This window comes from Candidatus Lernaella stagnicola, assembly GCA_030765525.1.
Classification (GTDB): Bacteria; Lernaellota; Lernaellaia; order Lernaellales; family Lernaellaceae; genus Lernaella; species Lernaella stagnicola.
The window spans coordinates 35,102-49,469 of sequence record JAVCCK010000022.1; the positions used below are offsets into that span (position 1 = coordinate 35,102).

The following is a 14,368-nucleotide window of genomic DNA, read 5'->3' on the forward strand; positions in this document are numbered from 1 at the left end:
TCTATTTTTTATTCAACAAAAAGATGCGAGGGGGAGTCATGAGTCTCAAAGGTAAGACGGTCTACGTTTTCGCGGAAGACCTGTATGAGGAAATGGAACTTTGGGTTCCCGTTTATCGCCTGCGGGAAGCCGGGGCGGAAGTGTTCATCATCGGCACGGGATCGGCCCGCGAATACAAAGGGAAAAAGGGCTCGTATCCGGTGACGGTGGACGGAGCCGCGGCGGATTTCTCTGGTAGCCACTGTGACGCGCTGATCATTCCCGGCGGTTACGCGCCCGATAAGCTGCGGCGGTACAAGGATATCATTCGCATCACGCGTGAAGCGTTCGACAACGGCGTTCCGGTCGCGTCGATTTGCCACGGTCCCTGGGTTCTGTGCTCGGCCGACGTAGTGCGGGGCAAAAGAGTCACTGCTTCACCCGCCATTCGCGTGGACTTGGAGAACGCCGGCGCAATCTTCTTGGACGAGGAAGTCGTAGTAGACGGTAACCTCATCACAAGCCGCCACCCCGATGACCTGCCGGCATTCAACAAGGCGATTATTGCCGCCATGCGTCATTAGGGTCACGATCCTGGTATCTTTTACCAAATAGGCACCTTTCGAGCGCTCGTCACCATCCCTCATTGTTTATTTCATATCCGGTGTCCACTCGGCAAGAATGCGGTACTCTTGCTCCCTCGTATTGTCGGAAGCCACCGCATGTCATTCGCTGTTGAGATCCGCCGAACATATGGCCCGAAACGGCCGGTCCACTATTGCGACAGGAGCCAGACAGCGATTGTGAATCGAATCACAGATCAAAGAAAACCGATAGATACCATTGTTAATCGTCGCCGATTTCCCGCTCCTTTCTAGTTGGAAAACAGGAGAAAAAGATTTTTCCGGGTCTTGTGTAGACCTAGAACTTTTTCTAGTATATACGTCACTATTCGGCTTGGATGGCCGGGGATCGGAAAAATACTACGGGTCCCACAAGGTGAAGAGTGCATCCGCGAAGGGCGGCAATATCCCCGAATCGGGCCGAGATGTTTTGCTGGTTGGCTGTGTCCGAATGTGAACATTGTCGGCAAGGCACGGAATCTGGGAATGCCGTCCCGTAAGTATATGTGGGGCATCATTCAGAACGTCGAGAGTTCGGAGGGCAGTGGAGTATCGACGTGAGGGCGGGATGAAGCAGACAATACTTGTACTGAGCGCGGAGAATAGTGCAGGCCGGAAAATCGGGAAGCTCCTCGCGAGTGACGGTTACGCCGTTAAGTATTGTCACGATGCCCGACAGGCGCTGGGCATTGCACTGCACCTTCAACCAGATTTGGTCGTTTGCGAGCGTGATCTGCCCGTGATCAACGGTCGTGAATTGGCCCGCCTGTTCAAGAGTCACGAGGTTCTCTGCAACATTCCGTTTCTGATGGTCACTCGCAAAATGCCTCCCGTGGAAGAAATGGAGCGGGCCGGTATGCGGATTATGGCCGACGACTTCATCGAGTTGCCTGCCGAACGAGCCGGTCTGTTGAAGAAGATCGAACGCTGGTTGACGGAACGCAATAAGCCGCAAACCATCAATCAGAAGATGGCCGGTCCCCTCGTCAATGCGTCCCAAGCGAAGAGCGGGCGCCCCTGGAATAAGGGCAAGGTGTCGCCGTCCTCCCTGTCCCGCTTGTTTTTGCACCTGATTCATTTCGGGGAATCGGGAACGCTGCGCTTCAAGGGCGACCGACGCCAGCTAAAAATACTGATTCAATCCGGATCGGTAGTGGAACTGAAATCGAACTACATTCGCGACAATACGTTGGGTCGCTTTCTCATTCAGGTCGATAAAATCACACCGCGCGAAAACGACGCTTCCATACGCCTTTCGGAGGAAAAGGGGATTCCGCAGGGACAAGCGCTGGTGATGATGAACATTCTCAATCAAAATGAACTCGACTATTACCTGGCCCAGCAGAAGATCCTGAAAGTCCTACAAGTTTTTACCGCGATGTGGCGTGGCGCCGCTTTTCATTTCGCCGCCGAGCGCCTTAGTTCCCGACGATACGACCTCGACCCCGTCCCGTTAGTTGATATTCTCAAAAGAGGCATCCTCGAATTCGCGGAGGCTGAAACCCTGCAGCGAGCCTTCGCGCGAAACCGCAAAGAAAGCTGCGTTATGGAGTTGGGGCAAGGGCACACCGAGATCATGAAAGAGTTGCGGCTGGATCCAGACCTCTATCACATTGCCGATACCCTAAACAACATGAGCCTCCACCGTTTGAAAGAAACCAGTTCGGACCGTTTCGAAACATACATGCGTGTCGCGTTTTTACCCATCATGGCCAAAGGATTGGTTTTCGGCGACATGTTCGATCCCGAGGAGGAAGCGGCCGATGACCTCCTCGTGCGCGAATTCGAACTGATCGGCGAACCCGACGATAACGTCGACCCGCAACTTCTCGACTGGAACCTTGAAGAATACAGCACGAACCTAACCGAAGGCCGCACGTTCTTTAATCGCGGAGATTTTCGCGGCGCACACCACTTTCTCGAAAAAGCCCTCGATCTCAATCCCGTCAGCAGCGAAGCGGTAGCACTGATGGCTTGGTGCATTTACGAACTATCCGGTAAGCAGGACATCACGATTATCTATGAAGCCAAGGAGATGTTGAAAAAGGCGATTAGTCTTGACGACACCAACGACGAGGCGTATTTGCTGCTCGGCCGAATTTTCAAGGCAGAGGGCAAAGACAGTTTGGCCGGTACCTATTTTCGGCGCGCCAACGAGATAAATCCTGCCAACGAAGATGCGCGACGAGAAGTGAAGCTGCTCCAGATCAAGAAACGGCGATCCCGCGACCTGGGATTCCGTGGCTGATCCGTATCGCGGCTTCAATTCAACGAGGATTGTCATGAAAGATTTGTCAATTTTGATTATTGAAGACGACGAGGTGGCGGCCGAAATTCTGCAGAATTTCGTGCAAAACAAATTTCCGGATGCCCGCGTGGAATGGTGCTGGAACGGCTACGAGGCGTTGGTTCGGGTCGCCGATTTCGGACCCGACCTGATTTTCCTTGATTACATGATGCCGAAAATCGACGGCACCTTGTTTCTCCGAGACCTGAAATGCTTAGAAAGCAAAGGAGCGTGCAAAGTCGCCATCGTATCGGCGTACGTAGATGAAGATCGGCGACGCGAGTTCCTAGACGTCGGCGCGGATTACGTCGTGGATAAACCCATTCAAATCGAAGAAATTCACGCGATTTTGGACGAGGTGGTAAAGCAGCGCGCCTAGTCGGCCTCGCGCGCGGACAACGCGTGGCAAGTGAACGTGAACGTGCACCCCTGTCCCGGTTTGCTGATCACCTTAATTTGACCGCCCAACATGCGCACAAGTTCGCGCGATATCGTCAGGCCCAAACCGGCGCCGCGAAATTCGCGAGTCGATGAGTCATCCGCCTGATAAAACGAATCGAAGACTCTAGTCAGCTTGTCCGGCTCAATCCCGATTCCCGTATCGACCACCCGGAAGATCAATTCCCAACCGCCCTTTTCATGCGGTTTGCCTTCCAAATGTACTTCCACCGATCCCTCGCGAGTAAATTTCAATGCGTTGTCCACGAGGTTACCCAGAACCTGGCCGATCTTCACCGGATCCGACGCCACGACCCCGGGGACCGAGTCCTCACAGTAACTGCGAAACTTCAAGCCCTTAGCGCCGGCCTGCAGCGAATACCGTTCCGTCTGTTGCTCTAGCCATTCCCTGACGTGAAAAGGCGTATGCTTCGGTTCCAGGCGGCCCGACTCGATCTTCGAAAGGTCGAGAATCGCCGTTAGCAGTTCGAGCATCGACTGCCCACCTCGTTTGATGATTTTCAGATAGCCTTCGCGCTCCTCGGCGGAGATATCCGGTTGAATCAACAAGACCGAAGCTAAACCGATAATATGATTGAGCGGCGTTCGAATTTCGTGACTCATATTGGCCAGGAACCGTGTCTTCAGCAGTTCCGCTTCCTGCGCCTTGCGCAGAGCCTCGAGCAATTCCTCTTCCTGCCTTTTCAAATCGTGAATGTCCCGCGCGTAGACGCTCAAGCGCCGCACCACGCCGCTTTCGTCGATCACCGGCTGAACGTTAACCAAATACCAACGTCCATAAATGCGGTGTTGATTCCGATAGGGCTTCCCATCCGCCAGCACTTGGCGACGGATTTCTTTTGCCTGCTCATGCCATCGCTCCGGAAGCGCCTGCAGCGAGTCTGTGCGGATCAAATCGTCGGCACTGCATTGCAGGATCTTCGCGGTGATCTCGTTGACGGCCAAAATGGTACCGTCCCGGTCGGTCAATACCGCCAGGGCGTCGGTAGCGTTGAGCAGCGATAGCGCCGTTTCTTCGCTTTCGCGCAACGCGGCGTTCGCGCGCTTGTGAGTCAGGGCGTTGGTAAACGCGACGCCCGCGATTCGTAGCAGCGCGATGGCTTCTTCGTCCCAATCCCGCCGGGCCTTTGTGTCGTCGAATCCGAAAAACCCGGTCACTTTGTCGCCGTAGGTAAGCGGGACGATGGCCATGGACTTGACCTGCTGTACCCGGAACAGTTCTTTCTCCGCGTCGGCTTCCGGCGGCAACTCTTCGATGTCCCGGCAAAGGAAGATGCCTTCTCCGGAAAAACTCTCGGTCCACCAAGGGAATTCCTCGCGAATGGGGACGTTTTGCTGGTCTATCTTCACGCGCTGCAAAACATCCCGCGCCCATTCGTGAGTGTTGTCCGCGACGTGACCCCCGGCGCGATACTGGTAGATATAGCCCCGATCAGCCCCCACAAATGTTCCGATTTCTTCCAGCGCCTCTTCAATAGCGCGATCGGTTTCTTCCGGATCCAGGGCGATGAATCGAGTCGTGATCTGGGTAATCAGTTTGAGCAATCGCATGCGGTAGTTCAGCGCCTCGGCGGCGTGTCGATGCGCGGTTACGTCGCGTCCTACCGAAAGCAAGGCCGGGCGGTTTTCGAATTGGAACGGTATGGAAGCGGTTTCCAAGTAAACGTCCGAGCCATCCAGGCGTCGGCAAAGATACGTGTAGACGTCGGTTTCTGTTTCTTCGTCGATCAGTTTTTTCGTTCGCTTTTTGACGGCCTCCAGATAGGACGGATGTACGAAGCGTTCGTTATCCACGCCGGTCAATTCGTCCGGAGATTCCGCCCCGAGAATTCGCGCGCCGCCTTCGTTGATGAACTTGAACTGCCCATCCTGAACCACGCAAATCAACTCGGGAACCAGGGTCACCAAGCGGCGATACCGGCCCTCGCTTTCCACGAGCTGTCGCGCTGCTTCGTGCCGGTCGGTCACATCGCGCGAGACGCCGACTACCATCGTCGGGCGGTCCGTGGTTCCTTCGGCTACAAGGCGCCCGTTAACCTCTAGCCACACCTTGGTTCTGTCTTTGCGATAATGCTGCAATTCAAACGCCAAGGTGTCCCTCTCGGGCCATTGAGCAATTAATTCTTCGAACTGATTCGCCACCCAATCGGCGTGATCGCGCGGCAGGATATGCAACAGCGTGATGTGCTCATCCGTTTCCGGTGAGTAACCCAGGATACTTTCGGCCGCGTTGGAGAAGAAGCTGAAGCACTGCTCGGCAAGGTCGTAGCTCCAGATGATATCGGTCGTGCTTTCGGTCACCTGCCGATAGCGCCCCTCGCTACGTTCCAACGCTCTTTTCGCCGCCAAGGTTTCGGTGACATCGCGCAGTGTCACCAACGTCGCGGGTTTCCCTTTGTAGGGGATGATTGAGCCGTCAATTTCCACATCCACGACCGTGCCGTCCCGATGCAACACGCGAATCGGTATGACTCCCAATTCCCTCGCGCCGCCGTGGTGACGCGAATACAAGTCGCGCAATTTGTCGACGTCGTCCATATCTATATGGTCCGCGAACGGCATGCCGAGCAACTCTAGGGCCGTCCACCCGACCATCGCACACAGTTGCGGATTCGCGTAGACAACTATCTCATCCTGAATGATGCAGATACCGTCGCTCGCTACCTCCACGAGATTGCGGTACATCTCGGCGCTCTCCGAACCCATAGCCGCGTCGGGCCGGTAGGGAGTCTGCACGAAAATACGCCACAACAGGTTTTCCTCGCCGTCGATGAAAGCGCCGAGCTTTTCGACGCGAATGTCGGCGGCGCGGCGTCCCGCAAAGTCGAGCCATTGCCGGCCGCTCACGAATTGGTCGGCTTTCTGCAAACTACAATCCATCTGTTTGAACAGCGACTGCAGAGGTTGGAATTGTGGCAAGCGATTCAGTTTTGTTTGAAGCAAATCCGACGCGTCGGTCTCCAAGAGAAACACGGCGGCCTCGTTCGCGTACAAAACGATCCATTGGCTGTCGGTAATGAGCACGGGCGTCGGGTCGGCGTCAAAAATTCGAAACAAGCGGCGAGTTTCGCCCAATTGCGCGTTGTTCATGGATCCACCGATAAAATCGTTTTCTCTATTGCGTAACGATGATTATACCGTTTTCCGCATCACCCGGTTTTATCCAAAGTTCTTGATCGTCCGACAGGTATGTCCAACCAGTTTCGGCGTCGCCGAGCGCCGCGAGATCCGCGGCCTGAAGCAGCTCGCCGGTCGGGTCGACCTGCACGGCGTTGGGCGCCGCCACCCCAATCAAGCGAAACGCATAGCGCCGTTGCGTAGCCGACAGGCGCACCGTAGTTCCCGTCTCGCCCGCCTGATATTCCACGCGAGCGCCCTCGCCGCCCTCTTCATAGATGTTGAAACCGTCGCCTTGGTCCACGTAGATCGAAACCGTTAGCGGCGGCAAGTCGTCGGTTGCGCCGTCGAACACGCCGCCCTCACGAAGGTCGAAGGGAATGATCGCCCCCTGGCGCACGAAGATCGGAAAGCGCTCGAGGGGGAACGTCAATCGCTCCTCACGCGGCCCCACATACTGCTCACCGGTGAAGAAATCGATCCACGTGCCCTCCGGGAACAGCACGTCTTTCGCGTTGCCCGCATTATGAATCGGCGCGACGAGCAGGTTATCGCCAAGCATGTGGTGCCAGTTGAATTTGTGAAGCGGCCGGTAGAGCGAGAGGCCGTCGTCATAGTATTCGGCACCCTGGCTGTACAGGTAGGGAATCAGCGCATGGTGTAGCTTGGCAAAGTCGCGATAGATATCAAGCACGTCCGCACTGTACATCCACGGTCGATGTTCGCCGGAACCGCCGTTTTCCATCACCGGACTCATCGCGCCGAATTGCGCCCATCGCACGAAAAGCTCTTCATCGCGCATGTCATCGTCGCTGCGGTAAGCGCCAATGTCGCTGCCGAAGTTGACGTAGCCGCGCTTGCCCGAAAAATACATGTTTGTCATCGCCGCGCTCAGGCCGAACCAAGTCGGATCCTGGTCACCCACCCACCCGGCGAAATTGACGTCGCGAGGCGTGAAGCTCGGTCCCCAAAAGGGAATGCCGTAGGAATCGACCGGCCGCGCCGTGATGAGGCGGTCATCGCCGAGAATCGCCCGCGTGTATTCGAAAAAGTCCCGGTAATATTTGAATTGGTATTCCTGCGGCGACTTCGGGCCGTCGGCGGTTTGCACGACCATCCAGAGGTAGGTCATGAACTCGGATCCGTCGCACTTCCACCCGTCAATATCGATGTCGAGGATTTGGTCGACCAGGCCGTGCCACCACGTCATCGCGTCTTCGTTCCAGAAGTCGATGAGGCTGCCGTCGCCCTTCCACCATTCGTACACCCGGCCGTCATTGATGTAGTAATCGTTGTCGAGCCCGTGTTGGTACAAGGGAGAGTCGACATTCATGTTCGCGGTGATCCACACCATTACCCGGGCACCCAGCGCGTGGATGTCCTGCACCATTTGCTCGGCGTTCGGGTAATCGTCGAGGTTCCAGTCGAAGGTGTTGTAACCGGTCGCCCAAGGGCTGTCGATGATAATTGCGCCGACCGGGATGTCGTGCGCCACGTAGTCCGCCACGAGCGCGGTAGCCGATTCCTGGGTGGATTCATCTTCCCAAACCCAGTGGCGCAGCGCCCATTCCGGCCAAGGCGGCGCGGGATTGGTTACCGGCGGTACGACGAAATCGCCGGTATCGTCATCGCCGCCGGTGTCGTCGTCGCCGGTGTCGTCGTCGTCGTCGTTGTCGTTATCGTCATCGGCGCTGTCGTTGTCGTCATCGCCGCTGTCGTTGTCGTCATTGTTATCGTCGTCGTCGTCACCGCAGCCCAAAAGAGCCACCGAAACCGAAACGAGCGCGAGGATCGCGATCCAAACCCAAAGCTTGTTGTGCAACATCTTTTTCTCCCCACGGAATGAGCCGACGTTCGTAACCAAGTAGTTTAGTGGAATCCTCTCTTTTGCACAAGTCCACAATGGATGAGATCGCCTCGCGCACCTTGCCAAACAGACGCCGGGAGTCCACAATGCCTCCCCAGCAGACCCATGGTTCTGGGCACGGGGGAGAGCCGAAGGACCGACCGCGCAAATGCGGTCGTTTTGTTTTTTTTGCGTAGAATGGACGTTATATGGCTTCACCCGGTGTGCGGAAAATTAATGACCGCGTGTTTTGTCTCTGCCTGGACACGCCGTTTCCAGTCGGCTCAACGAACGTGTATTTCATCGCCGACCGCCTCCCGACCCTGATCGACACCGGCCCCAATGTGGAGCGATGCGCCACCGAGTTGCAGAAGGCGCTCCATTCGATCGGCTACCATTTCGCCGACATCAAGCGGATCCTGGTCACCCACCCCCACATCGACCATTTCGGCTTGGCCGCGCGCATCAAAATCGAATCCGGCGCCCGGGTGTACGCGATGGAAGGCGCCCGCGACATGCTCGCCGACATCCAAAAGGAATGGGACGCCAACGATAAATACTTCACGCACTTTCTGCACTTCTGCGGCGTTCCCGATCCACAAATTCAAGCGCTGCTGCAGGCCGGCCGGGACTATGTCAGGTACGGATGCCAGGTCGACCTCGACGAGCCGCTTTCCGACGGCGATGAGATCGAGTTCGACGACTTCTCGCTGCGCGTGCTGCACACCCCCGGACACACGCCGCACGACGCCAGTTTCGAATCGCCCGAAATGCGCGTGATCTTTGTCGGAGACACCCTGCAAGCGCGTATCGCCCCAAGTATTCTCCTGGCGCGACCGACTTCACCCACCGGCTCCCGCCCACGCGTCGTCCTACAACACATGCAAACCCTCAAACGCCTGATGAACACCAAAGCCACCCTCGCCCTTCCCGGTCACGGCCGTCCCTTCGGCAACCCGCGGGATGCGGCCGAGAAAACGCTGCGTCACCACCGCCGCCGCCGTAACGAAGTGTTTCACATGCTCAACGGCCGCGCGCGCACCCCTTACGACATTGCCCGCGAGATGACCGAAGACCTGCCGGATTTTGAATTGTTCCTGTGGGTATCCGAAATCGTCGGGTATCTTGAATTGCTCGAGGAACAAGGTCAGGTGACCCAGGAGTTCCGTGAAAACTGCTTGTTTTTTCAGGGCGTGTCGGAAGATATCGTCTAGCCGTAGTCGCTGCTCTTAGATCAGAAAAGCACCCAATTCAGCCAACGATTGCAGGTCGTGCACGTCGGTCGCAAAGGCCGGAATGCGAAACGCTTCGCGCCCGTGTTGCGTCTTCTCAAGAAAACGCTCGACCGCCTTTTTGTCCGCCGCCGCCATTTGAATCATTCCCGCGGCATTGTCGATCACCGCGTCGATGGCCGGCGCGTATGCGGGCAATTTGGCGATGAGTTTCTCCCCGGCCCCGACAAGCGCGTCGGCGAACTCGCCGTTCTCACCGCCTTCCCACACGTGAACCCGGTTGAATACAACCGCCAGCGGCCGCATGCGATCACGGGTCAGACGCGTGTAGAAGAACTCCGCCTCCTCGATGGCCGGGCTGGCGGGGCTGGTCACCAAGACGAACGCCGTGTCCTCGGCCGCCAGCAGTTCCTTGACGTGGCGCGCGCGCTCCTTGAACCCTTCGTACATGCCATCGAACGCGAGAAAAAACTCCGCCAAATCCGCCATGGCCTCGTAGCCGGTAAAACGCTCCAGCATCTTGAAAGTCATCGCCGCGCTGCGTTGGGCGAAGGCAGCCCCCACCTTGCCGGCCACCATGTAGGGTTTCAAAAACCACTGAATGACCTTGCCGTTGAGGAAATCCTCCATGCGGGCCGGGGCTTCGAGAAAATCCAGCGCGTGCTTGGTCGGCGGCGTATCCACAACAATTAGATCGTAGTCGCGCTCCGCCTGAACTTCGTGGAGTTTCTCCATCGCCATGTATTCCTGGCTGCCGGCCAGCGCGTCGGAGAGGTTTTGGTAGTAATGATTCTCCAGGATTCGTTCCGCCGCATCGTCAGTCGGCGCAATGCGTTTGATCAGTTCGTCAAAAGTTCGTTTGACGTCCAGCATCATGCCCCACAACTCGCCTTGAGGCTTGATTTTCGCGGCGCTGAACACGGCAGCCGGAATGCGCGTCTCGGTGTTGTCCAGTTCCTCCAAGCCCAGGCTGTTGGCGAGCCGCCGCGCCGGGTCGATCGTCAACACGAGCGTCTTGCGCCCGGCGATCGCCGCCCCGAGGGCAATGGCGGCCGCCAGCGTCGTCTTGCCCACGCCGCCGGACCCGACGCAAATGACGATGCGTTTGTCGGCGATGTGTTCCAGCAGGCCGGCGCTCATTGCGAAATGTCCTCCACTTGGTCGTCAAGCACCCGCGCCACCTTCGCAATGGACTCGCGATCCAGGCGCGCCTGGGGCAGCATCGGCACCAGGAAGACGTCGCCGCCGATACGCGCGGCGATTTCCGCGAGGTAACGCTCGGACAACGCGGCACGCGCGCCTCGCGTATCCAGCGCATCCAGCAGCGGTTTTGCGCCGCCGGGCACCGTCTTGTCCACGAGGGCCATGGCCTTTTTATCCGCCAGCAACTTGCGCAGCAGCGGTGCGGTCTCCCGATCGGCGGCGGGCGTGGTAAAGGCGTTGAGGACCGTGCCGCCGTAGGGAATGTGCAGCATCGACCGCGCCGCCTTATGGATTTCGGCCACCTCGTTGACCGGCATTTCCTCCGGCAGGGCCACGCCCACCAGCAACGTGCGATCGGGATCGAGCAACAGTTTCTGGACTTCCAAGGTATGCCGGCGAATGGGGCCGAATCGGATGGTGTTGAGAATGATCGCCGGTACCCGCAAAAAGCTGATGCCGTGGCCGGTCGCGGGGGCGTCGACAACTATCAGGTCGAAGCGCGGTCGTTTGCGGTAGCCGAGGGTTTGATTTTGAATTTGCCAGATTTTTCCGACGGTGATCAATTCCCGCCAACCGGGTGCCGCTTGCGTGAGGTACTGAATGACGCGGTTTTCCAGGAACATGTCGACGACGAATTGCACTTTGACTTGGTTGACCAAGTATTCGTGCAACGCCAGATACGGTTCGATGGAAAAAGCGGTCAGCCGGTGCTCGAGCTCGACGAACTTGTAGGGTGGGATGCGCTTGCCGAAGATCGGCCCGATGTTGTCGATCTTGCCGAGTTGAACGAGCAAAACGTTCAAGCCGCGATCCCGGGCCGCCACGGCCAAACCGGCGGCGATCGTTGTTTTACCCACACCTCCCTTGCCGGTGACTAAAAGCAGCCTGCGTCGGAATAGTTGCTTCGCCAAGATCAGCGACCCACGTTACTCGACAGTTTCCACGATAATCGCCACTTCCGTGTCCGGCGCGACCTCAAAGGCGTCAATTTCGACGACCGTCCGGCCGTAATCGTTGACCGACGCGTCGTAATTCGCCTCGGGAATCGGCACACCGTTTGCTTTGACCCCGGTCACCTCGCCATCTAGCGGCACCGTCAAGGAAAGATCGAACGATGCATCGCCGTCGGTCGTGATGACCAGCCGGCGACCCTGGCGCCCGTAGCGGTACACCTCCAAATCGATTCGCCCATCACCGAACGACAAGCCGCGCACGGCGAATTCGTTCCATCGCTTCGGCAGGTGCGGCGCGAGTTTCACCCACGATCCCGGCACGCTGCGATCAAAGCCCGTGAGGTGGAACATGAAGGCGTGCCCCATGATGCCCGATTCCCAACTGCGAAACCGCGCCGACGTGTTGCAGACGATGCCGAAGGGATCCCGGATCAGTTGCAGGTGCCCGTAGTCGGTCACCGTCACGCCCTCTTCGGTAAAGCCCGCCGGCGAAGGCACGTCTTGCCAGCGCTCGAAGGCTTCGTCGGCCATGGGGTGGAACATCTTGTCGAGATTGACCAGCCAGTAGCCGTGGCTCATGCCGGTTTGAATCGCCGGGCCATAGAGAGGCAGCAACTTTTGCACGATCCAAGCCAGATCCGTCACCAGCGTGCCGTTGTCGCGGCCGATCAACTCCATAACGTTCTCGAAGTTCGCCACGACGCGTTCGCTGTCGCGCGGCAGCGCATCCAGCCACAGCGGCATCGTGCTGATGTCTTCGTAGGGCCGCTCGTAGGGCTCGCGGGTGGCGGTATCGGCCTTGACGGCGTAGAAGCCGCGGTCGGGGAGCCAATAGGTGTCCTCCGCGCACTGTTCCACCGCGTCGGCCAGGTCGACGAACAAGTCTTCGTCATCCTCGTAGCCGAGTTCTTCGGCCATGGACGCCATGAAGCGCGCCGCCTTGATCATCAGCAGCGAGGAGTACAACGAAAGCACCGACTCGTCGGGGTCCGGCATCGGGAATTCGCCGAAAGCCAGTTCCATAAGGTCTTCGAAAGTTTCGTCGCCGGAGAAATGCAGCAAACACCCGTCGACGAATTGCTGTTTGACCAGGGCGTGCTTCAGCATCCCCCACCGCTCTTCGATTACGTCGAGATCGCCGGTCGCCTTGTATAGATGCTCGTATTGCAGCACGACGGTGCTCGGTCCTTCAGCCCGCGTGAAGCCGCCCATCACGCCAAGGCTTTCCCAATCGGGTTGCGGCGGCAGTTCGCTCAGGTCGAGATCGGCGGGATAGGCGTTGCCCAGGTTGCCGGCGTTGAGCACGGCGCCCCAGTGGTAATCGAGGGCGGCGCGCATGTCGTCGGCAAATCCGACATACGGGAAAAACAACGTCGGCCCGTAGGTGTCGCGGTTCCAGACGTGGGAGTATTGCACCATCTGGGAAATGCCGCCCGGCTCGGCCTGGTTGACCTTCACCGCCAGCGCGAGGGCGTTCATCAGGTCGTTAAATTTCTGGTTCGGCGTGTCGAAGCGGGTCATCCGCGAGTACCATTCGTCCCACCACACCACCGTTTTCTGCAGCAGAGCGTCGACGCCTTCCTCGCGCACGGCTTCGAATACGGCGGTGGGGTCTTCGTCATCCTCGGTGAATACATACGGCAGCACGACGACCTTCTCCTCGCCCGCCGCGATGGTGCCGTAAGGAATCCACATATCGTTGAAAGCGTCGCCCGCGGTCGGTTCGACGCCGATGGGACGGATGTAGAGCCGGCGACCTTCGTAATTCTGCTCGCTGAAGTACGTATTCATGTAGCGACCGAAATTCGAATCGATCTCCAAGAAGATATTGTCGATGGGATACGGCGACACGTTGCGCACGATCCAGACCGAAACCAATGCGTGCTCGGCCAATTCATCGGTGGCGCCGATGGGCGCGAAATTCACGCTCGTCCACTCGAGTACTTCGTCGGTGTGGCTCGCGACGACCACCGGCGAACGCCGCACCCGGGCGATGGATTGCCTGGTCGGCTTGACGTAATGGTTGTGCGCAATCAGCCACGGTTCCTTATCGGAAAACCACTTCAGATCCATTTCGTAGTTCGGCCCGCCCAAATTGTGCCACGTGCCCGATGGATACTGATCGCCGAGGATCCCGAAGACCTTGCCGTTGCCCACGCCCATGCAGCCCAGATTGCGGACCCACTCGGGATCGGCCATATCGATTTCCTGCGCCCATAAGCTACGATTCTGTAAGTACGGGCGGTCGAGCAACCATTGCGGCAGGTCGCCCGTCTCGTTTCCGTCGTCGTCTCCCGAAGATGGACCGCCATCGGTGTCGTCATCGGCCGCATCGTCGTCGAGTCCCGGCGGGTGATAATTCGGCGAGTCGTAAACATTCGAATCACCCGAACTACAGCCTGCGACCAGCGCACCAATTGCGCACAAGAGGAAGAAAAAAATCACGGTGGTTTTGCGCATCGGGTCCTCCCAATCAGTCGCTGTTATTTAAGGGGTATCTGGACACGCGGTCAAGCTGACCTTTTTCGCCCGTGAGGCCCCGACGCCACCCAACAAAATCTATACAGTTAAGGGTATTTAGAATTAAAAAACCCACTGCGTCCACAAAAACTTGACATTAACTCTCCGAAATTGAGATACTTTTTCAGGTAGTTAGGGACAAAATAACC

Annotated in this window: 9 protein-coding genes; 4 read left to right on the forward strand and 5 right to left on the reverse strand. The window is 57.7% G+C overall.

Annotation, left to right across the window (positions count from 1 at the left end):
• Positions 1 to 38: 38 nt before the first annotated feature.
• The 3 genes from P9L99_10475 to P9L99_10485 all read left to right on the forward strand — a co-directional run bounded on the left by P9L99_10475 (position 39) and on the right by P9L99_10485 (position 3,268).
• Positions 39 to 563: a type 1 glutamine amidotransferase domain-containing protein gene (locus P9L99_10475; GenBank protein ID MDP8223773.1), complete on the forward strand. Its 525-nt coding sequence runs from the start codon at positions 39 to 41 to the stop codon at positions 561 to 563.
• Between the two features lie 607 nt (positions 564 to 1,170).
• Positions 1,171 to 2,850, forward strand: coding sequence for a response regulator (locus tag P9L99_10480; protein MDP8223774.1), 1,680 nt, complete (start codon positions 1,171 to 1,173; stop codon positions 2,848 to 2,850).
• Between the two features lie 34 nt (positions 2,851 to 2,884).
• On the forward strand, positions 2,885 to 3,268 hold the full coding sequence (locus P9L99_10485) for a response regulator (protein MDP8223775.1): 384 nt from the start codon (positions 2,885 to 2,887) through the stop codon (positions 3,266 to 3,268).
• On the opposite strand, the gene P9L99_10490 is transcribed toward P9L99_10485, so the two are convergent.
• The gene (locus tag P9L99_10490) at positions 3,265 to 6,438 is read right to left on the reverse strand and encodes a PAS domain S-box protein (GenBank protein ID MDP8223776.1); all 3,174 of its coding nucleotides are present in this window, start codon (positions 6,436 to 6,438) and stop codon (positions 3,265 to 3,267) included. The genes P9L99_10485 and P9L99_10490 overlap by 4 nt on opposite strands.
• Positions 6,439 to 6,463: 25 nt before the next feature.
• Positions 6,464 to 8,290 (reverse strand): glycoside hydrolase family 31 protein, encoded by a 1,827-nt coding sequence (locus P9L99_10495; GenBank protein MDP8223777.1) that lies wholly within the window; start codon positions 8,288 to 8,290, stop codon positions 6,464 to 6,466.
• Positions 8,291 to 8,535: 245 nt separating this feature from the next.
• Here P9L99_10495 and P9L99_10500 point away from each other — a divergent pair, with 245 nt between their 5' ends.
• Positions 8,536 to 9,525 carry an MBL fold metallo-hydrolase gene (locus P9L99_10500; GenBank protein MDP8223778.1) on the forward strand — a complete coding sequence of 330 codons (990 nt, stop codon included), beginning with the start codon at positions 8,536 to 8,538 and terminating at the stop codon, positions 9,523 to 9,525.
• Between the two features lie 15 nt (positions 9,526 to 9,540).
• Here the strand turns inward: P9L99_10500 and P9L99_10505 are convergent, their stop codons facing one another.
• From P9L99_10505 to P9L99_10515, 3 genes are read right to left on the reverse strand one after another with little or no spacing between them, the layout of a single operon-like run.
• Positions 9,541 to 10,683 (reverse strand): ArsA-related P-loop ATPase, encoded by a 1,143-nt coding sequence (locus P9L99_10505; GenBank protein MDP8223779.1) that lies wholly within the window; start codon positions 10,681 to 10,683, stop codon positions 9,541 to 9,543.
• A complete protein-coding gene (locus tag P9L99_10510) occupies positions 10,680 to 11,657 on the reverse strand; it encodes an ArsA family ATPase (GenBank protein ID MDP8223780.1) in 978 nt (325 codons plus the stop codon). The genes P9L99_10505 and P9L99_10510 overlap by 4 nt, the downstream gene beginning before the upstream one ends.
• Positions 11,658 to 11,672: 15 nt before the next feature.
• Positions 11,673 to 14,159: a hypothetical protein gene (locus tag P9L99_10515; protein ID MDP8223781.1), complete on the reverse strand. Its 2,487-nt coding sequence runs from the start codon at positions 14,157 to 14,159 to the stop codon at positions 11,673 to 11,675.
• Positions 14,160 to 14,368 lie beyond the last annotated feature (209 nt).